General features: G+C 64.6%; 19 protein-coding genes and 1 tRNA gene. 9 read left to right on the top strand and 11 right to left on the bottom strand.

Features of this window, described 5'->3' with window-relative positions; all coding sequences use genetic code 11:
• Positions 1-28: 28 nt before the first annotated feature.
• The 4 genes from LB525_RS09065 to LB525_RS09050 all read right to left on the bottom strand — a co-directional run bounded on the left by LB525_RS09065 (position 29) and on the right by LB525_RS09050 (position 2,602).
• Positions 29-706, bottom strand: a complete 678-nt coding sequence (locus tag LB525_RS09065; RefSeq protein ID WP_140683150.1) for a winged helix-turn-helix domain-containing protein — start codon at positions 704-706, stop codon at positions 29-31.
• Positions 707-856: 150 nt separating this feature from the next.
• Complete coding sequence (locus LB525_RS09060) at positions 857-1,357, bottom strand: SRPBCC domain-containing protein (protein WP_224532519.1); 501 nt, start codon at positions 1,355-1,357, stop codon at positions 857-859.
• A complete protein-coding gene (locus LB525_RS09055) occupies positions 1,344-1,700 on the bottom strand; it encodes an ArsR/SmtB family transcription factor (RefSeq protein ID WP_224544364.1) in 357 nt (118 codons plus the stop codon). Before LB525_RS09055 ends, LB525_RS09060 begins: the two co-directional genes overlap by 14 nt.
• Positions 1,701-1,822: 122 nt before the next feature.
• Positions 1,823-2,602, bottom strand: a complete 780-nt coding sequence (locus LB525_RS09050) for a hypothetical protein (protein WP_224544363.1) — start codon at positions 2,600-2,602, stop codon at positions 1,823-1,825.
• A 203-nt stretch (positions 2,603-2,805) separates the two neighbouring features.
• On the opposite strand from LB525_RS09050, the gene LB525_RS09045 reads away from it, so the two are divergent.
• A complete protein-coding gene (locus LB525_RS09045) occupies positions 2,806-3,432 on the top strand; it encodes a methyltransferase family protein (RefSeq protein ID WP_224544362.1) in 627 nt (208 codons plus the stop codon).
• A gap of 320 nt (positions 3,433-3,752) precedes the next feature.
• Here the strand turns inward: LB525_RS09045 and LB525_RS09040 are convergent, their stop codons facing one another.
• The gene (locus LB525_RS09040; RefSeq protein ID WP_224544361.1) at positions 3,753-3,962 is read right to left on the bottom strand and encodes a hypothetical protein; all 210 of its coding nucleotides are present in this window, start codon (positions 3,960-3,962) and stop codon (positions 3,753-3,755) included.
• On the bottom strand, positions 3,959-4,714 hold the full coding sequence (locus tag LB525_RS09035) for a COG4280 domain-containing protein (RefSeq protein ID WP_224544360.1): 756 nt from the start codon (positions 4,712-4,714) through the stop codon (positions 3,959-3,961). Before LB525_RS09035 ends, LB525_RS09040 begins: the two co-directional genes overlap by 4 nt.
• Positions 4,715-4,973: 259 nt before the next feature.
• On the opposite strand from LB525_RS09035, the gene LB525_RS09030 reads away from it, so the two are divergent.
• The 5 genes from LB525_RS09030 to LB525_RS09010 all read left to right on the top strand — a co-directional run bounded on the left by LB525_RS09030 (position 4,974) and on the right by LB525_RS09010 (position 10,825).
• Positions 4,974-5,993, top strand: a complete 1,020-nt coding sequence (locus LB525_RS09030; RefSeq protein WP_224544359.1) for an LLM class flavin-dependent oxidoreductase — start codon at positions 4,974-4,976, stop codon at positions 5,991-5,993.
• A 205-nt stretch (positions 5,994-6,198) separates the two neighbouring features.
• A complete protein-coding gene (locus tag LB525_RS09025) occupies positions 6,199-7,164 on the top strand; it encodes a sugar ABC transporter substrate-binding protein (protein ID WP_140845939.1) in 966 nt (321 codons plus the stop codon).
• 137 nt (positions 7,165-7,301) lie between these two features.
• Positions 7,302-8,801 carry a sugar ABC transporter ATP-binding protein gene (locus LB525_RS09020; protein WP_224544358.1) on the top strand — a complete coding sequence of 500 codons (1,500 nt, stop codon included), beginning with the start codon at positions 7,302-7,304 and terminating at the stop codon, positions 8,799-8,801.
• A complete protein-coding gene (locus LB525_RS09015; RefSeq protein WP_411971008.1) occupies positions 8,798-9,814 on the top strand; it encodes an ABC transporter permease in 1,017 nt (338 codons plus the stop codon). The genes LB525_RS09020 and LB525_RS09015 overlap by 4 nt, the downstream gene beginning before the upstream one ends.
• A gap of 12 nt (positions 9,815-9,826) precedes the next feature.
• Entirely contained in the window at positions 9,827-10,825 is a 999-nt protein-coding gene (locus LB525_RS09010; protein ID WP_224544357.1) for a LacI family DNA-binding transcriptional regulator, read from the top strand.
• Positions 10,826-11,289: 464 nt separating this feature from the next.
• Here LB525_RS09010 and LB525_RS09005 read toward each other — a convergent pair whose 3' ends face one another.
• On the bottom strand, positions 11,290-12,348 hold the full coding sequence (locus LB525_RS09005) for an ornithine cyclodeaminase (RefSeq protein WP_224544356.1): 1,059 nt from the start codon (positions 12,346-12,348) through the stop codon (positions 11,290-11,292).
• 2 nt (positions 12,349-12,350) lie between these two features.
• Complete coding sequence (gene rocF, locus LB525_RS09000; RefSeq protein ID WP_224544355.1) at positions 12,351-13,283, bottom strand: arginase; 933 nt, start codon at positions 13,281-13,283, stop codon at positions 12,351-12,353.
• A gap of 127 nt (positions 13,284-13,410) precedes the next feature.
• Here rocF and LB525_RS08995 point away from each other — a divergent pair, with 127 nt between their 5' ends.
• Positions 13,411-13,851 carry an Lrp/AsnC family transcriptional regulator gene (locus tag LB525_RS08995; RefSeq protein WP_095769871.1) on the top strand — a complete coding sequence of 147 codons (441 nt, stop codon included), beginning with the start codon at positions 13,411-13,413 and terminating at the stop codon, positions 13,849-13,851.
• 185 nt (positions 13,852-14,036) lie between these two features.
• Here LB525_RS08995 and LB525_RS08990 read toward each other — a convergent pair whose 3' ends face one another.
• The 3 genes from LB525_RS08990 to LB525_RS08980 all read right to left on the bottom strand — a co-directional run bounded on the left by LB525_RS08990 (position 14,037) and on the right by LB525_RS08980 (position 15,659).
• A complete protein-coding gene (locus tag LB525_RS08990) occupies positions 14,037-14,420 on the bottom strand; it encodes a hypothetical protein (RefSeq protein ID WP_224544354.1) in 384 nt (127 codons plus the stop codon).
• Between the two features lie 236 nt (positions 14,421-14,656).
• Complete coding sequence (locus tag LB525_RS08985; protein ID WP_140845947.1) at positions 14,657-14,854, bottom strand: hypothetical protein; 198 nt, start codon at positions 14,852-14,854, stop codon at positions 14,657-14,659.
• A 730-nt stretch (positions 14,855-15,584) separates the two neighbouring features.
• A tRNA-Gly gene (locus tag LB525_RS08980) sits at positions 15,585-15,659 on the bottom strand.
• A gap of 262 nt (positions 15,660-15,921) precedes the next feature.
• Between LB525_RS08980 and LB525_RS08975 the strand changes: the two genes are divergently transcribed.
• Both LB525_RS08975 and trxA read left to right on the top strand, forming a co-directional pair.
• Positions 15,922-16,416 carry a prolyl-tRNA synthetase associated domain-containing protein gene (locus LB525_RS08975; RefSeq protein ID WP_140845995.1) on the top strand — a complete coding sequence of 165 codons (495 nt, stop codon included), beginning with the start codon at positions 15,922-15,924 and terminating at the stop codon, positions 16,414-16,416.
• Between the two features lie 137 nt (positions 16,417-16,553).
• On the top strand, positions 16,554-17,546 hold the full coding sequence (trxA, locus tag LB525_RS08970) for a thioredoxin (protein ID WP_224544353.1): 993 nt from the start codon (positions 16,554-16,556) through the stop codon (positions 17,544-17,546).
• Positions 17,547-17,665 lie beyond the last annotated feature (119 nt).

Here is a 17,665-nt window from a genome sequence, read left to right as displayed (position 1 = left end):
TGGCCGCCCCGCGATTGCGGAGGCAAGATCAGGCCGGGACATGCAGGCTGTAGCCGGTGTTGCGCACGGTGTGGATCAACGGCACGTCGAAGGGCCTGTCGACCTTGGCCCTGAGCCGGCTGATATGCGTCTCGACGACACTGGTCTTGGGGTCGAAATGAAAATCCCAGACGCGCTCGAGCAGCATGGTGCGGGTGATGACGCGGCCCTCGCCGCGCATCAGCACTTCGAGCAGGCTGAACTCGCGCGGCTGCAGGTCGATCGGCTGGCCCTGCCTGGTGACGCGGCGCTGGATAAGGTCCATTTCGAGGTCGGCGACACGCAAAGCCGTCTTCTGCTCCTGCGCCGCCGGCCGGCGGCCGAGCGCATGGATGCGGGCAAGCAGCTCGGAAAAGGCGAAGGGCTTGACGAGATAGTCGTCGCCGCCGGCCTCGAGGCCTTCGACCCGGTCGTCGACGCCGCCGATCGAGGTCAGGAAAATAGCCGGCGTGCGGATGCCGGCGGCACGCACCGCCTTGATCATTGACAGGCCGTCGAGGCCGGGCACCATGCGGTCGGCGACGATCACGTCATAGGCGTTGCGGGTAGCGGCGAAGAGCCCGTCATGACCGTCGCGCAAGAGATCGCAGACATGGCCGGCCTCGGTCAGTCCCCTGACGATATAATCCGCGGTTCTCGGATCGTCTTCAACAAGCAGAAGTCGCATTGTCCGGTGCCGTCCTTGCCACCTCAACCATTTGTTTTTACGAGCTTTCAGACCGAGTGCCGCTACACATTTTTGCGAGGGACAGCCGATATCCGTCGCGACCGCCGACGGCAGCGGCGAAGAACCGGGCGGCCGGCGGCGAGAGCGACCTCATGGTCGTCCCGCGCTCGCGCCCAGCGTGAGAAGAAGCTCGTCCAGTTGCCCGAACGTCTCGCCCATCGCATCGGCCGCCCCGGTGCCGGCAGCGTCGAGAGCTTCCTTCGAGGGATAGAGCTCGTGCATCACCAGCAGCGTCTTGCCACCCTTTTCCTCGAAGGTCACCGTGGTGACGGGTCCACCGTCGCCGCCTTCGTCATTGGTCCAGGCGAGGCGCGAGTACGGCACCACTTCGATATACCGGCCGAAGAACTCGGCGGGGTTCGAGGCATCATGGCCGAACGCCAAACGGTACCCGCCTCCGACGCGAACATCCATCTCGCAGGAACGCAGGATCATGCCCATAGACTTGGGCGCCCACCACCGCTTGAACAGTTCGGGCTTGGTCCACGCCTCGAACACGATGCGTGCGGGGGCGTCGAAGGTTCGCGTAACGACCAGCTCACGGTCGGACCTCCGTTCTACCGTCGTGCGAGCAGGCTCACTCCGTTCCATCGACTTCCTCCTTCCGTTTCAGTTCCTCGACAACTTTGTCCAGCTCTTCGAAGCGTGCGTCCCAAAGCCGGCGGTAGCTCTCGATCCAAGCCGCCTCTTCCTCCAATCCGCGCAGGCCGAGCGTGCAGGTCCGCACCCGCCCGGCTTTCCGGGTGGTGACGAGCCCCGCCTGTTCCAAGACGCCGATATGCTTCTTCATGCCTGTGAGGGTCATGTGGAATTTCTCGGCAAGGTCCGTGATCGAGGCCTCCGCGCGTCCAAGCTGCTCCAGAATGCCGCGCCGTGTGGCGTCCGAGAGCGCGGCGAACGAGACATCGAGGCGGGCTTTCGAATACTGAACCATTTGGTTCAGTATCTAGCGCATCGTTGAGCGGCGCGCAAGGGGATAGCGGGCGGGCTGCGCTGCCGGCCCTCCCGGACCGAGCCAGTCTCGCTGCTGCAGCTTACGGTCAATCGCGACATGCTCTAGTCGAGGAGCGCCAGCTCGTCTTCGTCGATCAGTTTTCTCAGCGTCATATGGAGAACGATGGCCACGATGCAGCCGAGGAAAATCAGGCTGGTGAAGGTGGCGCCGAAGCCCAGCCCGCCATAGTCGACCGGATGCGAGAGCAGGTCGCCGAAGGAGGCGCCGAACGGCCGGGTCAGGATATAGGCAAGCCAGAAGGCGAGGACGCTGTTCAGGCCGAGGAAGAACCAGGCAAAAGCGATCGCCGCGATCACGCCGCCAAAGATGAGGCCGGTAGCGAGATAGCCGATATCGAAGCGCTCGGCCACCAGATCGCCGGCAGCCGTGCCGAGCGAGAAGGTGAAGAGGATCGCTAGCCAGTAGAAGATCTCGCGCCTGGCGGTGAAGATGGTGTGGATCGAGAGGGTCCTTTCGCTGGCATACCAGACCGCGAAAGTCAGTGCGAGGGCGACCGAGAAGACGATGGTCGTCGTCTCCAGCCGCACGCCGAAATCGTCGATGAGGTTGTCGGCGACCAGGGTGCCGACGACGCTGATCAGCACGACGGCGAGCCAATAGGCCCAAGGTACATAGCGTTTCTGCGCGAATTGCAGGACGAGCGCGACGATGAGGATGCCGCCCATGATCAAGGACGTGACGGTTAGGCCGAGGCCGAGCTTCACGGCGAGGTAGTCGGCCGCCGTCTCGCCCATGGTCACCGCCATGATCTTGACCAGCCAGAAATCGATGGTGACGTCCGGGACGCGGTTGGGGGCGAGGTTGTCGGCTTGAGAGATCATGGCGCGATCCGCTGTTCGTTCGAGCCGCCTCGAATTCCGTATGGCGGCGACGCCCAAATTAGGCAGGCGAATTCACCGCGGCCTGTCCGCGTTCTTACAAATTCGTAAGGTTGGCCAAAAACATCCGCCGAGCCTCGTCATGCCGCCAGCGAAGAGATAGACAAGCCTTGGCGCCCCCTGGCTGCGCCGGAGCGGTGAGAAGAATGGCATCCCCCAAATCGACGCCGAATGCGTTCGACCAGCATAAGCGCCTGATCGTCGTGCAGCTGGCCGCCGTGCTTGCCGTCATCCTGCTCCTGTTCAGCAAGCCGGCGTTGGCCGAGGGATCGGACGGTCACGAAGTCATGGAGACGATCGGCTTCGCGATGGTGCTGATCTGCTTCCTCGGCCGGCTGTGGAGCATCCTCTTCGTCGGCGGCAGGAAGAATGACGAGCTGATCGTGTCCGGCCCGTTCTCGATGACCCGGAACCCGCTCTATTTCTTCTCGACGGTCGGCACGGCTGGCATCGGGCTGATGTTCGGCTCGCTGCTGGCGGCCCTCATGCTCGGCCTGGCGAGCTTCCTCGTCTTCCGCTTCACCGCGCGCAAAGAGGCGGAGTATCTTGCCGGCAAGTTCGGTGCGGCTTACGCGGCCTATGCCGAACGCACGCCGTCCTTCTGGCCGAATCCGCTGCTTTACCGCGACGAGGCGCAGTGGCTGTTTTCGACCGGCGCGCTGCGGAACACGTTCCGCGACGGGCTCTATTTCCTGGCTTTGTTTCCGGTGATCGAGGCGGTCGAGTATTTGCGCCTCAGCGGCGACCTGCCGACGCTTTTCACGGTCTATTAGTTTTCCGGTACAGAATGACCGACGGCTCTGTCTGCCTTGGCAGGCGGCATACGTTGGAGATTGACTGACGCGCTTGTCAGATCGTCATTCTATGGCGGAGCAAGGAGCGAAGCGACGCGCGCAGACCTTAGAATCCATTCCGTGACATCGAGGCGTTGCCACGGTGCAGAATTCTGCTCCGCTGCTTTCCTCGACCAAGGTCACGGAATGGATCCTCGGGTCTGCGCTCCGCTTCGCGTCGCTCCGCCCGTGGATGACGAGGTTGTGAAGCTTCCGCCAGTCTCCAGCGTTGCGCTGATTTCGCGGAAAATAAACCCCGGTCAGCGCGCCCTGCCGCGCGCGGCGCGGCGTGTGCTCTGCAGGAGAATTGCCAGGCAGCCGGCGAGAAGCAGGAAGCCGCCGATGAGCGGCGGCAGCGTCAGAAGCTTTACCGCGGCGGTGATCAGCGCGATCAGGATCAGCGCGAGCAGGGCGAGATTGCCGTCGTCGACGAACATGCCGACGAGCTCCTTGAAGACCAGACGGATCATCGGGCAACTCCTTCGGCGGGTTCCGGGTAGGCGCCGCGCAGCCAGCGCACGATGGCGAAGGATGCGGCGGCAATGACGGCGAAGATGGCGAGCAGAGCGAGGTCGGCGCCCGGCCACTCGGCGCCGAGGCCCTCGCCGGTCCAGAACACGCCGAAGCTGGTCAGCATCAGGCCGACGACGAATTTCAGCGCATTCTCGGGCACGCGGGCTAAAGGACGATGCACGGCAAGGCCGATCAGCATCACCAGCACGAAGGCCGCCAGCGCGCCGAGGCCGGCATAGAGCGTCTGCCCGTGCGCGGCGCCGACGGCGATGACGATGAACACCACCTCGACGCCTTCGAGCAGCACTGCCTTGAACGATGCGACGGCCGCCAGATAGTCGGCGCGGCGGTCGGCGGCCTGCCGCTGCAAGGCGGCCGTCTCCTTGGAAAAGGCCTGCTCCTCGTCATGCAGCGCGATGACGCCGACGCTGCGCAGGATCGCCTTTCTCAGCCAGCGCATGCCGAACAGGATCAAAAGCACGCCGACCACGAATTGCAGGACGGTGATGGGGACGAGCGCCAGCAGCGGTCCGAAAACAAGCACCAGCGCCGCCAGCAGGGCGAGCGCCAGCGCCGCACCCGTCAGCGCCGGTCGCCAGCTGCGCGTCACGCCGACGGCGAGCACGATGGTGAAGGCTTCAACCACTTCGACGAAGGAGGCCAGGAACGAGGCGGTCACGGTGGAAAATATGGGTGTCAGGCCATGCATCAAGGCTTCGTCCAATGCTCGGGAATCATCGGGTGGCGAGAACGATACAGCGCTCCGGCGCCGGCGAGAATGCCAGGATGAGGCGATCGGCGCCGCCTCCGGCCCCATCACGTCCCGACGCGAGGGCGGACATTTCGCAGGACGCATTGACGGTCTGTATCCGTTCGGTGTCCGTTGTATCGCGGCACTGCCCTGGCTATCTGCTGGAGCAACAAGAAGTTCAAGCGGTCGTTGGGCCGCTCCAGCAGGAACGGAGCACATGAAGAAGATCGGATTTCTGTCGTTCGGGCATTGGTCGCCCTCGCCGCAATCGGGCACGCGCTCGGGCGCCGACGCGCTGCTGCAGTCGATCGACCTCGCGGTCGCGGCCGAGGAACTTGGCGCGGACGGTGCCTATTACCGCGTCCACCATTTCGCCCGCCAGCTCGCCTCGCCGTTTCCGCTGCTTGCCGCGGCCGGCGCCAGGACCAAGCGTATCGAGCTCGGCACCGCCGTCATCGATATGCGCTACGAGAACCCGCTCTACATGGCCGAGGACGCGGGCGCCGCGGACCTGATTGCCGGCGGGCGTCTGCAGTTGGGCATCAGCCGCGGCTCGCCCGAGCAGGTGATCGATGGCTGGCGCTATTTCGGCTACGTGCCGGAAGAGGGCAAGAGCGATGCCGACATGGCGCGCCGGCACTCCGAGATCTTCCTCGACCTGCTGCGCGGCGAAGGCTTCGCCCAGCCCAATCCGCGGCCGATGTTCCCCAACCCGCCCGGCCTGCTCAGGCTCGAGCCGTTCTCGGCCGGCCTGCGCGAACGCATCTGGTGGGGCGCGGCCACCGACGCCACGGCCGTGTGGGCGGCCAAGCTCGGCATGAATCTGCAAAGCTCGACGCTGAAATTCGATGAGACCGGCGAGCCGCTGCATGTCCAGCAAGCCAAGCAGATAAGGGCCTACCGCGCCGCCTGGAAGGAAGCAGGCCATGCCAGGGAGCCGCGCGTCTCGGTCAGCCGCAGCATCTTCGCTCTCGTCAACGACATGGACCGCGCCTATTTCGGCGGCAGCGAGGGCGAGGACCATTTTGGCTATATCGAGCCGGAAAAGCGGGCCGTGTTCGGCCGCACCTATGCCGCCGAGCCGGAGGTGCTTATCGAGCAGTTGAAGGAGGACGAGGCGATCGCCGAGGCCGACACGCTGCTGCTCACCGTGCCCAACCAACTCGGCGTCGACTACAACGCCCATGTCATCGAGTCGATCCTGAAGCATGTCGCGCCGGCGCTGGGCTGGCGGTGATGTGGCGAAAACCGCAAAACGCGTAATCTCCCCCGGAAGGGGGGAGATCAGACTTCACGCCGGCTTTCGCCAATCACCAACGTCAGCCTTGGACCGCCTTCTCTCTCGTCCTTCCTTCGACGTTGACATCTGATAAAATAGCAATCTACTTTGGCGCGTAATCGGTTACGTAACCGATTACGGCTCAATCAAGTGGAGGAGACTAATGAGCAAGTTCTCAAACACGCATGGGCTTGGCCCGTTCTCGCGCCGCCAGTTCCTGAAGACCAGCGCCTTGGCTGCCGGCGCGCTGGCGCTGCCGCTCGGACCGGTTCTCGCCGCCGACAAGCCGAAGGTCGGCCTGGTCATGAAGTCCCTGGCCAACGAGTTCTTCAAGCAGATGCAGGCTGGCGCGGAGGAGTATGCGGCCAAGAACAAGGACAAGTTCGATTTCGCCGCCGTCGGCATGAAGGACGAGCGCGACTTCGCCGCCCAGGTCGACGCCATCGAGAACTTCATCACCCAGAACTACAACATCATCGTCGTCGCCCCGGCCGATTCGAAAGCCATGGTCACGCCGATCGCCAAGGCGCTGAAGGCCGGCATCAAGGTCATCAACATCGACGTTGCGCTCGACACCGAGGCCAAGAAGAAGGCCGGCATCGACCTCGCCTTCTTCGGCCCGGACAACCGCGCCGGCGCCAAGCTGGCCGGCGACGCGCTCGGCAAGGCGCTGGGCAAGGGCGGCAAGGTCGTCATCCTCGAGGGCAATCCCGAGGCCGACAACGCCAAGCAGCGCAAGCTCGGCTTCGACGATTCGGTGAAGGAATACGGCCTCGACCTGCTCGACTCCAAGACCGCGCATTGGGAGACCGAGGAAGCCAACACGCTGATGACCAACTTCCTCACCCAGCATCCCGACATTCAGGGCGTGATGGCGGCCAACGACTCCATGGCGCTCGGCGTCGTCAAGGCGATCGACGCTGCCGGTAAGTCCGGCCAGATCAAGGTCGTCGGCTTCGACAACATCCCGGCTGTCGGTCCGCTGCTGAAGGAAGGCAAGATGCTCGCCACCGTCGAGCAGTATGGCGCGAAGATGGCGGCGATGGGCATCGACTACGGCCTGCGCGAGCTGGCCGGCGAGAAATTCTCCGGCTGGGTCAAGACCGACGTCAAGCTGGTCACCGCATGAGGCGAGCCGGGGCGCCGGCGCTCCCTTCCGGCGCCAGGCTTCGCCTCTCTCGTCACCGCCGCCGCCAGTTTCGGCGGCGGTGACGGAGCATCCGCTGCTGTCGTCGCCGACGGGCACGGTTTAGGATTCTGCCGCCCATGGATGCGATTCTCTCTCTTGAAAGAGTCGGAAAGATCTTTCCCGGCGCCGTCGCGCTGAGCGAGGTGTCGCTGTCGATCGCGCGCGGCGAGACCCATATCATCCTGGGCGAGAACGGCGCCGGCAAGTCGACGCTGATCAAGCTGCTGGCCGGCATCTACCAGCCGGACTCCGGCACGATCGCCTTCAACGGCCAGCCCTATCAGCCGAAGACGCCGCATGATGCGCAGCAGAGCGGCATCCGCGTCGTGCACCAGGAGCTGAACCTGTTGCCCTATCTCAGCATCGCCGAGAATCTGATGCTGGAAAGCCTGCCGCGCCGCGCCTTCGGCATCGTCGACCGCAAGGCGCTCAATAGCCGCGCGGTGGCGCTGCTCAAGCAAGTCGGGCTCGACATCGATCCGCGCATACGCGTCGAGGCGCTCGGCGTCGCGCAGATGCAGCTGGTCGAGATCGCCAAGGCGCTGAGCTACGACTCGAAGCTTCTGGTGCTGGACGAGCCGACCGCGACGCTGACGCCGCCGGAGATCGAGCGGCTGTTTTCCATCATCAAGCGGCTGAAGGCCAAAGGCGTCACCACCATCTACATCTCGCACCGGCTGCACGAGGTGTTCGAGATCGGCGACCGCGTGACCGTCTTGCGGAACGGCAGGCTGGTCGCGACGCGCGACCTGCACGGCCTCACCGTGCCCGACCTGGTGCGCATGATGATCGGCCGCGACATCGCCGACGAATATGGTTTCGATGCCAGGGTCGTACCGGGCAAGGTCGCGCTCAGCGTTGCCAATCTGAAGCGCGACGCCTCCACCCCGGAGATATCGTTCGCCGTGCGCCATGGCGAGATCCTCGGCGTCGCCGGCCTGGTCGGCAGCGGCCGCACCGAAGCTATGCGCGCTCTGTTCGGCGCCGATCCGAAGCTCGACGGTGTCGTCGAGATCGACGGCAAGCCGGTGGCGATCGCCGCGCCGAAGGACGCGGTGCGGCATGGCCTGAGCCTGCTTACCGAAGACCGCAAGGGCCAGGGCCTGCTGCTCGACATGGCCGTCGACAAGAACATCACCATCACCGATCTCAGCAAGATCTCGCGCAACGGGCTGCTCAACCGAAGGACGGAGGCTGCGGCCGCCAACGATCTCGTCGGCCAGCTGCGCGTCAAGGCGAGCTCGATCGAGCAGGCGGTGCGCAACCTCTCGGGCGGCAACCAGCAGAAGGTGGTGCTGGCCAAATGGCTGTTCCGCGGCACCTCGACGCTGATCCTCGACGAGCCGACGCGCGGCGTCGACATCGGCGCCCGGCGCGAGATCTACCAGCTGCTGTGGATGCTGGCGGCGCGGCAGAAGGGCATCATCATGGTGTCGTCCGACCTGCCTGAATTGATGGGCATGTGCCACCGCATCATCGTCTTTTCGAAAAACAGGATCGTCGGCGAAGTGCCGCGATCCGAATTCGACCAGGAGCGCATCCTGTCGCTCGCCTATCAGGAGTATGTGCGACCATGAGCGAGATGTCCGAGATAGCCGTGGCGGCGCCTGTTTCTCCGGGCCGGGCGAAGTTCCTGCGTTTCCTGGTGCGCGATGCCGGCGTGCTCCTGGCGCTGGTGCTGATCACGCTGTTCTTCTCGGTCACCGCGCCCTATTTCGCCACCTCCGGCAACGCGCTGAAGATCTTCGTGCAGATCGCCATCAACACGGTGCTGGCGGCCGGCATGACCTTCGTCATTCTCACCGGCGGCATCGACCTTTCGGTCGGCTCGGTGCTGGCGCTGTGTACGGTCGTCGGCGCCACCGTGATGATAAACGAAAGCCTGTCGCCGGCCGTCGCGATCACGCTGGCGCTGCTCGCCTGCATGGCGACGGGTGCGGTGTGCGGCTTCCTCAACGGCTGGATCTCGACGCGCTGGAAGATCCCTTCCTTCATCGTCACGCTGGGCATGCTCAACATGGCCGCGGGCGCCGCGCGCGTGGTCAGCGACAATTCGACCATCACCGGCCTGCCGCAGAGCTTCGTCGATTTCGGCAATCTGATCATCGGCGGCTTCCTGCCGTCGATCTTCCTCGTCGCCGTGCTGGTGATCGCGGCCGGCTGGTTCGTGCTGCGCTTCACCGTCTTCGGCCGCATGATCTTCGCCGTCGGCACCAATGACGAGGCGGTGCGGCTGTCGGGTCACAATCCGGATTTCTACAAGGTCGCCGCGTTCACCATCAGCGGGCTCACCGCCGGCATCGCGGCCATGGTCTATCTGTTGCGCCTCAACATCGGCAGCCCGATCGCCGGCGTGGGCTACGAGCTCAACGCGATTGCCGCCGTCATCATCGGCGGCACCAGCCTCAGCGGCGGCAAGGGCTCGATCATCGGCACGCTGGTCGGCGCCTGCATCCTGCAGGTGCTTTCCACCGGATTGCAGCTGCTCGGCGTCGGCGACAATTTCAAACCGATCGTGATTGGCCTTGTCATTGTGCTCGCGGTCATCCTAGACGCGTACCGGGAGAGGCTGTTGCGGAAAATCCGCTGAGGGGAACGGGCCATGACGACGATTGCCGATGTCGCGCGCCGTGCAGGGGTGTCCGTCGCCACCGTCTCGCATGTGATGAACCATACGCGTCATGTCGAGCCGGAAACGGCCGAGCGCGTGCGCGCCGCGATCGCGGCGCTGCGCTACAGCCCGAACTCGGTGGCGAGGAGTCTCAGGCGCGGCGAAACCAAGACCATCGGCCTGCTTCTTCCCGACAATTCCAATCCCTTCTTCGCCAGCGTGGCGCGGCAGATCGAGGATGCCGGCTTCGTTTCCGGCTACACGGTGATCCTGTGCAACTCCGACGGCAACGCCGAGAAGGAGGAGCGCTATCTCTCGGTGCTGATGGCCAAGCAGATAGACGGGTTGATCTTTGCCGGCTCGTCCGACCACGCGCGGGTGTTCGCCCGCCTCCTGCCCAGCGTGCCGGCGGTGCTGCTCGACCGCGAGATCCAGTCGGTCAATGTCGATTCGGTGCTGGTCGACCACGACCATGGCGGCTATCTCGCCGGCAAATACCTGGCCGGCCTCGGCCACAGGAAGATCGGCGTCATCGGCGGTCCGCGCGATTCGAGCTCCAGCCCGGCCCGCCTGCGCGGTTTTGTCCGCGCGCTTGGCGAAGCAGGCGTTGAGCTGCCGGCGTCGTCAATCGTCGATTCCGACTATCATTTCGCCGGCGGCCGCCTAGCGATGGAGCAGCTTATGGTACAGGCGGCCGGCATCACTGCGGTGTTCGCCTGCAACGACCTGATGGCCATGGGCGCGGTCACGGCGCTGCGCTCGCGGGGATTGCATGTTCCCGACGATATGTCGATGATCGGCTTCGACGACATCCCCTACGCCGTCACCACCTGGCCGCCGCTGACGACAATCGCGCAGCCGGTGGAAAAGATCGGCACGCTGGCGGTGAGCCTGCTGCTCGAGAGGCTGGGCGAGCCGGAAGCGCCGTCAAGGCGCGAGGTGCTGGCGCCGGTTCTGGTGGAGCGGGAAAGCTGCGCGGCGCGGGGGTAGTCTGGCAATCGACGACTTAGGCACTGCCCCCGCTCCGTCTCGGCGCTGCGCGCCGATCCACCTCTCCGCCATTTCATCTATGGCATGCACACCTTTCAAAGCGGCCGGCCTTTGGCGATAGCGTGCATGGCAGCGCGCTGGTCGACCCCCACTCCGTCTCGGCTTCGCCGAGCCACCTCTCCCCCGATCGACGGGGTAGAGGAAAGGCGCCAAGCCTTTTGCCGTCAACGCCCGTCCAGCTCCCTTCCTTTCCCTCCGGAGGGGGGGAAGGTGGCGCTGCGAAGCAGCGACGGATTGGGGGAACCACGTGGCAATCAAGCGTCGGCCTGATCAGTCGCGCCAGTCACAGAAGATGTGCTTAACGTAGACGAAGTGGTGAGAGGTGGCTCGGCGAAGCCGAGACGGGAGAGGGGGAGCGCTCTATGCGATTATCCCGCCGTATGAAATCGCCTCAGCGAACCGCCTCAGGCCGCCGGCTGCATGGCGGCTCTCAGCAGCATGCCGAACAGGTCGCGCGGCTCGTCGGGGTCGGCGAGCAGGTCGAGCTCCTCATAGAGGCCGGTGGCCTGGAGCTGGTCGCGGACGTAGCGCAGCGCGGAAAAATCTTCCGTGGCGAAGCCGACGGAATCGAACAGCGTGATCTGCTCGGACGTCTTGCGGCCCTCGGCCTTCCCGGTCATCACCTGCCACAGCTCCGTCACCGGATGATCGGCGTCGAGCTGCTGGATCTCGCCCTCGATGCGCGTCTGCGGCGGGAACTCGACGAAGATGTCGGAGCGCAGAAGGATGTCGCGGTGCAGCTCGGTCTTGCCGGGGCAGTCGCCGCCGACCGCGTTGATATGGACGCCGGCGCCGACCATGTTGTCGGTGAGGATCGTGGCATACTGCTTGTCGGCGGTCACCGTGGTGATGATGTCGACGCCTTCCACGGCATCCTGCCCGGTCGAGCAGATGGTGATATCGAACCCCTTGCCGGCGAGGTTGCGGGCGCATTTTTCCGAGGCCGAGCGGTCGATGTCATAGAGCCGCAGCCGGTCGATGCCGATGAGCGCCTTGAAGGCGATGGCCTGGAATTCGGACTGGGCGCCATTGCCGATGATGGCCATGGCGCGGGAGTTCTTCGGCGCCAGGTATTTTGCCGCTACCGCCGAGGTGGCCGCCGTGCGCAGCGCCGTCAGGATGGTCATTTCGGTCAACAGCATCGGATAGCCGGAGCCGACATCGGCGAGGACGCCGAAAGCGGTTACGGTCTGGCGTCCTTCGCGCATGTTCTTCGGATGGCCGTTGACATATTTGAAGCCGTACATCTTGCCGTCGCTGGTCGGCATCAGCTCGATGACGCCGTCATGGCTGTGCGAGGCGATGCGCGGCGTCTTGTCGAACAGCTCCCAGCGGCGGAAATCCTCCTCGATATAGGCGGCGAGCTCGGTGAGGAAGCGCTCGACGCCGATGGCGAGCACCAGCTTCATCATGCGATCGACGCTGACAAAGGGAACGATGGCAAGGCGCGAAGGCTGGGTCATGATCAGAGGTTTCCGGAATGGCTGCGGGTCGGGCGATCCATGATGCGGCGGCCCATCAGGCTGGCGGTGAGGTCGACCATCAGGGTGGCGGTACGGCCGCGCTCGTCGAGGAAGGGGTTCAATTCGACCAGGTCGAGGCTTGAGACGAGGCCTGAGTCGGACAGCATCTCCATCACCAGATGCGCCTCGCGGAAGGTGGCGCCGCCGGGAACGGTGGTGCCGACGGCGGGCGCGATCGAGGGGTCGAGGAAATCGACGTCGAGGCTGACATGCAAGAGCCCGTTCTCCTTCTCGACGCGGGCCAGGAAGGCGCGCAGCAGAGGCGCGATGCCGTGCTCGTCGATGGCGCGCATGTCGTGCACGGTGACGCCGGCTTCAGTAAGCGCGCGGCGCTCGGCCGGATCGACGCTGCGCAGGCCGATGGCGCAGATGCGGACCGGGTCGACGGCTTGCGGCAGATCCGGGAAATAGCCCTTGAAGCCGGCCTGGCCGCTGGCATAGGCGAGCGGCACGCCGTGCAGATTGCCGCTGGTGGTGGTGTCGAGCGTGTGGAAATCGGGATGCGCGTCGAGCCACAGCACGAAGAGCGGCCGTCCGCGCTCGGCCGCGCGGCGCGCCACGCCCGACACGGTGCCGGCGGAGATCGAATGGTCGCCGCCGAGGAAGATTGGCATGGCGTCCCGCGAAGCCGCGTAGGCGGTCTCGGCGATCGCCGCCGTCCAGGCGGAAATCTCCGGCAGCGCCTTCAGCGCGAGATTGCCGTGCGCCACGGGCCGCGCCGCGGCTTTCTCGACCGCGCCCCAGTCCTCGACCTCGTGGCCGAGCTCGGCCAGCACCGAGACCAGCCCTGCTGTGCGCAGCGCGCTCGGCCCCATCTCGCATCCCATCCTGCCCGCGCCGTCCTGCACCGGCGCGCCGACGATCCTGCAGCGCATCTTTTCTCACCTTGCGATTGATCGAAGGAGTGAACCATCAGCTGCTGGCGGCTTGAACAGTGAAAATTGGCATTTCGAGAAGACTAATCTATCATGATGGTCAGACGATTTGATCGAAATGGAAGCCATGGACGCGCTGGACGAGAAACTGGTGACGCTGCTGAGGCACGATGCGCGGCGCAGTGTATCCGACCTCGCCATCGATCTCGGCGTGTCGCGCGCCACGGTCAGGTCGCGCATGGAACGGCTGGAAAAGTCCGGCGAGATCATCGGCTACACTGTGGTGCTGCGCGCCGACGCGGTCGATCAGAAGATACGCGGCGTGATGACGATCGAGATCGAAGGCCATGCCGCCGACCGCGTCGTCAAGGCGCTCGGCGGCCTCGCCGAGGTCTCGACCATCCACACCACCAACGGCCGCTGGGACCTGGTGGTCGAGCTCGGCACCGCCACGCTGACGGATTTCGATGCGGTGCTGCGCCGCATCCGGCTGATCCCCGGCATTACGGGGAGCGAGACAAGCCTGCTGCTGGCGACGCCGAGGACGACGCGGGCGCGGCTGGCGTAGCGGCAGGATCGGTGACGGCAGCGGTGAGGCGTGAAGCGGTTCGGCGATCTTGCGAAACGCCGGGCCGCTTCAGGTTCTTATTTCGTGCGCGGGCCGAAAGCGACGGCGCCGGGCCGGAGCGCGATCCGGCTTTCCCGGAATTGCTCCAGGACTGCCGCATCGCACCGCTCAGCTAATTCAGGGGGTCAGCCGTTCGGATAATAGCCGCCGTCCGAGCCGTCGCCCATATAGATTCCCTGGCCGGTAGCGTTTCGGAGCCGCTGATCCAGCTCATTGATCCGCCCGATCGCAGAACGGCCGCCGGCGGGCTGGATGCTATCGGCCTGCCGCATCAGGTCGCGAGCCTGTTCCTGCGTGATCTTGCCGGCCTGCCTGGCCGCACGGATGCCTTGCTTCACGCCAAGCAGCTGCTGCGTCGCGGCTCTCGCTTCGGGCTCCGCCGGCACTGACGCCGTGGTCATTGTGTCGATCTGCGCCCTATGGTGGCGGTGCACAGCATAGGCGCTCGAAAGCGGTATGGCCGCGAAGATCGAGGCGGCTGCGATGAGTTTTGGGGTGAAAGAACGCATGATGACATCTCCTCGTGATGGAGGAAGCGGCAAGACCGCTTTTTCCGAAAACGGGCCGTCCGGTCGCGTCGTGTCGCGGTGCTGGCCATTCGCCGCCGGCGGATCTCGGCCCAGGGAGGAGATATAGAAACCGCCGCGGCGTTGAAATGAAGCAGCACGCAAACGTTATCCGATGTGATCTGGGGTTGAATCGCCGATGCGCCGTCGGCGAGGCGGGTTCCCAAGCCCAGCCGTCTTCAGGCGACGCTGGCGAGCGGGATCGGCCAATCGATCGCCTGCCCGATTAGCCCGGCATTGGCCTGGTCGGCAAGTCGCTCGGCTTCGCCTTGCGTCAGCCCGATCAGCAGCCGGCCTGCTATCTCCGCCGGAAGATCGGAAACCAGATCGCAGACAAGCCAGTCGTCGCAAGGATCCTGTATTGCCGCGAACCTCATAGGCGCTCCTTGTTTTAGCGCAAGCTAAAGTTCCGATGATGCCCAATCGTTCCATTGCGGGGCGATCAAATATCGAGAAAGAGGCACGGCCGAGCGCGGCACCGAGAGGAATTCATTTGCCTGGCCCGCGAGCAGCTCCGCCTCCTCGCGAGTCGGGCCAAGCAGCAACATGTCCGGCATTCGCGCCGGGAGACCGGACCGCAAATCGAATACCATCCATTGGCCGCACGGATCCTGAAAGGCTGTGAACCTCATGGCCGACGTCTGTTCTATCTTTGCTTCGACGCAATTCCGAACGGAGACTACGGCGAAGTCGCCGAGCATTAACCGCTCACACTTTCCTGGAATTGCTCCAGCTATGCCCCAACGTAACGACTTGCGGGAATGCTTCCCGCGAGACTGTCCGGCCGGATTAATTCCAGCACTTTCACACAACATATAGTTGTCGGGCGCCCGGCAAAAGAGGCTCTACAGTCCCTTCGGCATGCGACTCAAGTCTGATGGGCAGCGGATACTTTCCGGATGGCGGACGTGGCCGTCCGGAGGAAAATATCGCGTGAACCATCTGCTGGATATTTTTGCAGGAGATCGTGGAGATGCGGCAATGCGCGTTGCCGACGGTCCAGACGTAACTCCGGCGCTGTGCCGCGGGTGGGTTTCCCGCTAGCCGCAAACGCGAAAAAGCCGCGGAGACCGCGGCTTTTCGTTTGCTTGATTCCTTGAAGGAAACTGGAGCGGGTGAGGCGATTCGAACGCCCGACCCCAACCTTGGCAAGGTTGTGCTCTACCCCTGAGCTACACCCGCTCGCGCGGCCTTGGGCCGCAAGCCGCGCCTATATGGCCGAAGAGCGCGGCGATTGCAACAGGGAAATGACGGTCTTTTTTGGCGCGAATTCTTCCCGCGGCGACGTTCGCTCGAAAGCACCGAAGCGGCGGCGAAACCGGACTGCTCGCAAATCCGCAGGCAAGCCGCCGCCCGCTTTGCCCGCAATGGCTCCGGCGGCCTTGCCCCGATGGCACCGTTGGCCGTAAACGGCATGAGCCCTTTTTTGACCGCGCGAGGACCGATGCCGAAGACCGAAGCCGAGCTCAACGAATTTCTTGCCGATCTCGGCATTTCCGTCTCGACGGTCAGGCACCCGCCGCTGTTCACGGTCGCCGATTCGCAAGGCCTGCGCGGCGAGATTCCCGGCGGCCACACCAAGAACCTGTTCCTCAAGGACAAGAAGGACAATTATTTCCTCGTCACCGTCGGCGAGGACGCCGTGGTCGACCTGAAGCAGATCCACCACCTGATCGGCGCCGCCAGCCGGGTGTCGTTCGGCAAGCCGGAAATGCTGATGGAGCTGCTCGGCGTCATCCCCGGCGCGGTCACCGTTTTCGGCCTGATCAACGACACGGAAGGCAAGGTCAAGGTCGTGCTCGACGAGGCGTTGATGAGCCACGACGTCATCAACGGCCATCCGCTGACCAATGAGGCGACGACCTCGATCGCCGCCGCCGACCTGATCAGATTCGTCGAGGCAACCGGCCATGATCCTGTTATCCTGAAAGTCTCATGACCTTGAAAGTGCCCTTGCCTTGAAGGCCTTATTGCCTTGAAACTCGGGGGCTGATCGCCACATGGAAGGCGGTTGCGAAATCCGACAATGACGCGCCGGGCGCCGACGCCTGAGAGCGTGACCGAAAGGGCGACAAGATGAGTGACAACAATCCGTATAGCGGCGCGTTTGGCGGCAATGGCGGCCAGTATGCCCAGACGGTGCAATATGGCGGCGGCGACCGCGCCAAGGTTTCGCTCGGCGACGGGCCGGCGGCGGCCGACCTTATCAAGGACACCACAACCGCGACTTTCGCCGCCGACGTCATCCAGGAATCGCGCCGCCAGCCGGTGCTGGTCGACTTCTGGGCGCCATGGTGCGGGCCTTGCAAGCAGCTGACGCCGCAGCTCGAAAAGGCGGTGAAGAACGCCGGCGGCAAGGTCAAGCTGGTCAAGATGAACATCGACGATCACCCCTCGATCGCCGGCCAGCTCGGCATCCAGTCGATTCCCGCGGTCATCGCCTTCAAGGATGGCCAGCCCGTCGACGGGTTCATGGGCGCGGTTCCGGAAAGCCAGGTCGCCCAATTCATCGAGAAGGTCGGCGGCAAGGGCGGCGGCGTGCCGCAGATCGCCGACGCGCTTGCGGCGGCGGCCGAGGCGCGCACGGCCGGCGACGTCCAGACTGCGGCCGACATTTACGACGCGGTCCTCGAGCAGGCGCCGGAGACGATCGAGGCGGTCGCAGGCCTGGGCGAGATCCTGTACGATGCCGGGGACGTGGAAGGTGCCGAGGCCGTGCTGGCGCGAGCGCCCGAGGACAAGAAGGACGCGCCGGCGCTGGCGGCGCTGCGCGCCAAGATGACGCTTGCCGCGGAAGCGGCCGCGCTCGGCAATCCGGACGAGCTCGAGCGCCGGCTCGCCGCCAACCCCGCCGACCATCAGGCGCGCTTCGATCTGGCGATGATCCAGAACGCGCGCGGCGAGCGCGACGCGGCCGCCGACAATTTGCTGGCGATCGTCAAGGCCGACCGGACCTGGAACGACGACGGCGCCAGGGCGCAGCTGTTGAAGCTGTTCGAAGCCTGGGGAATGACCGACGAGGCGACGCTCGCGGCACGCCGCAAGCTCTCGTCGCTGCTGTTCTCGTAGGACGGTTTCGGCGATTCACAGAGCCGCCGAACCGCTTTAAGTTCGGTTTGCGCAATTCCGGACGGAAAGCTGCGGCGAATTTGCCGACCCCAACTGATACTTTCCCGGAATTGCCGTGA

Source organism: Mesorhizobium sp. CA16, assembly GCF_020165175.1.
Lineage (GTDB): Bacteria > Pseudomonadota > Alphaproteobacteria > Rhizobiales > Rhizobiaceae > Mesorhizobium.
This window is presented reverse-complemented; position numbering and strand designations above follow the sequence as displayed.

Excerpts from the sequence above, each read along its gene's own strand:
- LB525_RS08995 (WP_095769871.1), top strand. The coding sequence starts at position 13,411 with ATGGACGCGCTGGACGAGAAACTGGTGACGCTGCTGAGGCACGATGCG.
- LB525_RS09025 (WP_140845939.1), top strand. The coding sequence starts at position 6,199 with ATGAGCAAGTTCTCAAACACGCATGGGCTTGGCCCGTTCTCGCGCCGC.
- LB525_RS09020 (WP_224544358.1), top strand. The coding sequence starts at position 7,302 with ATGGATGCGATTCTCTCTCTTGAAAGAGTCGGAAAGATCTTTCCCGGC.
- rocF (WP_224544355.1), bottom strand. The coding sequence starts at position 13,283 with ATGCGCTGCAGGATCGTCGGCGCGCCGGTGCAGGACGGCGCGGGCAGG.
- LB525_RS08985 (WP_140845947.1), bottom strand. The coding sequence starts at position 14,854 with ATGAGGTTCGCGGCAATACAGGATCCTTGCGACGACTGGCTTGTCTGC.
- LB525_RS09035 (WP_224544360.1), bottom strand. The coding sequence starts at position 4,714 with ATGCATGGCCTGACACCCATATTTTCCACCGTGACCGCCTCGTTCCTG.
- LB525_RS09010 (WP_224544357.1), top strand. The coding sequence starts at position 9,827 with ATGACGACGATTGCCGATGTCGCGCGCCGTGCAGGGGTGTCCGTCGCC.
- LB525_RS09030 (WP_224544359.1), top strand. The coding sequence starts at position 4,974 with ATGAAGAAGATCGGATTTCTGTCGTTCGGGCATTGGTCGCCCTCGCCG.
- LB525_RS09045 (WP_224544362.1), top strand. The coding sequence starts at position 2,806 with ATGGCATCCCCCAAATCGACGCCGAATGCGTTCGACCAGCATAAGCGC.
- LB525_RS09015 (WP_411971008.1), top strand. The coding sequence starts at position 8,798 with ATGAGCGAGATGTCCGAGATAGCCGTGGCGGCGCCTGTTTCTCCGGGC.
- LB525_RS09005 (WP_224544356.1), bottom strand. The coding sequence starts at position 12,348 with ATGACCCAGCCTTCGCGCCTTGCCATCGTTCCCTTTGTCAGCGTCGAT.
- LB525_RS08975 (WP_140845995.1), top strand. The coding sequence starts at position 15,922 with ATGCCGAAGACCGAAGCCGAGCTCAACGAATTTCTTGCCGATCTCGGC.
- LB525_RS08990 (WP_224544354.1), bottom strand. The coding sequence starts at position 14,420 with ATGCGTTCTTTCACCCCAAAACTCATCGCAGCCGCCTCGATCTTCGCG.
- LB525_RS09055 (WP_224544364.1), bottom strand. The coding sequence starts at position 1,700 with ATGGTTCAGTATTCGAAAGCCCGCCTCGATGTCTCGTTCGCCGCGCTC.
- LB525_RS09050 (WP_224544363.1), bottom strand. The coding sequence starts at position 2,602 with ATGATCTCTCAAGCCGACAACCTCGCCCCCAACCGCGTCCCGGACGTC.
- trxA (WP_224544353.1), top strand. The coding sequence starts at position 16,554 with ATGAGTGACAACAATCCGTATAGCGGCGCGTTTGGCGGCAATGGCGGC.
- LB525_RS09040 (WP_224544361.1), bottom strand. The coding sequence starts at position 3,962 with ATGATCCGTCTGGTCTTCAAGGAGCTCGTCGGCATGTTCGTCGACGAC.
- LB525_RS09060 (WP_224532519.1), bottom strand. The coding sequence starts at position 1,357 with ATGGAACGGAGTGAGCCTGCTCGCACGACGGTAGAACGGAGGTCCGAC.
- LB525_RS09065 (WP_140683150.1), bottom strand. The coding sequence starts at position 706 with ATGCGACTTCTGCTTGTTGAAGACGATCCGAGAACCGCGGATTATATC.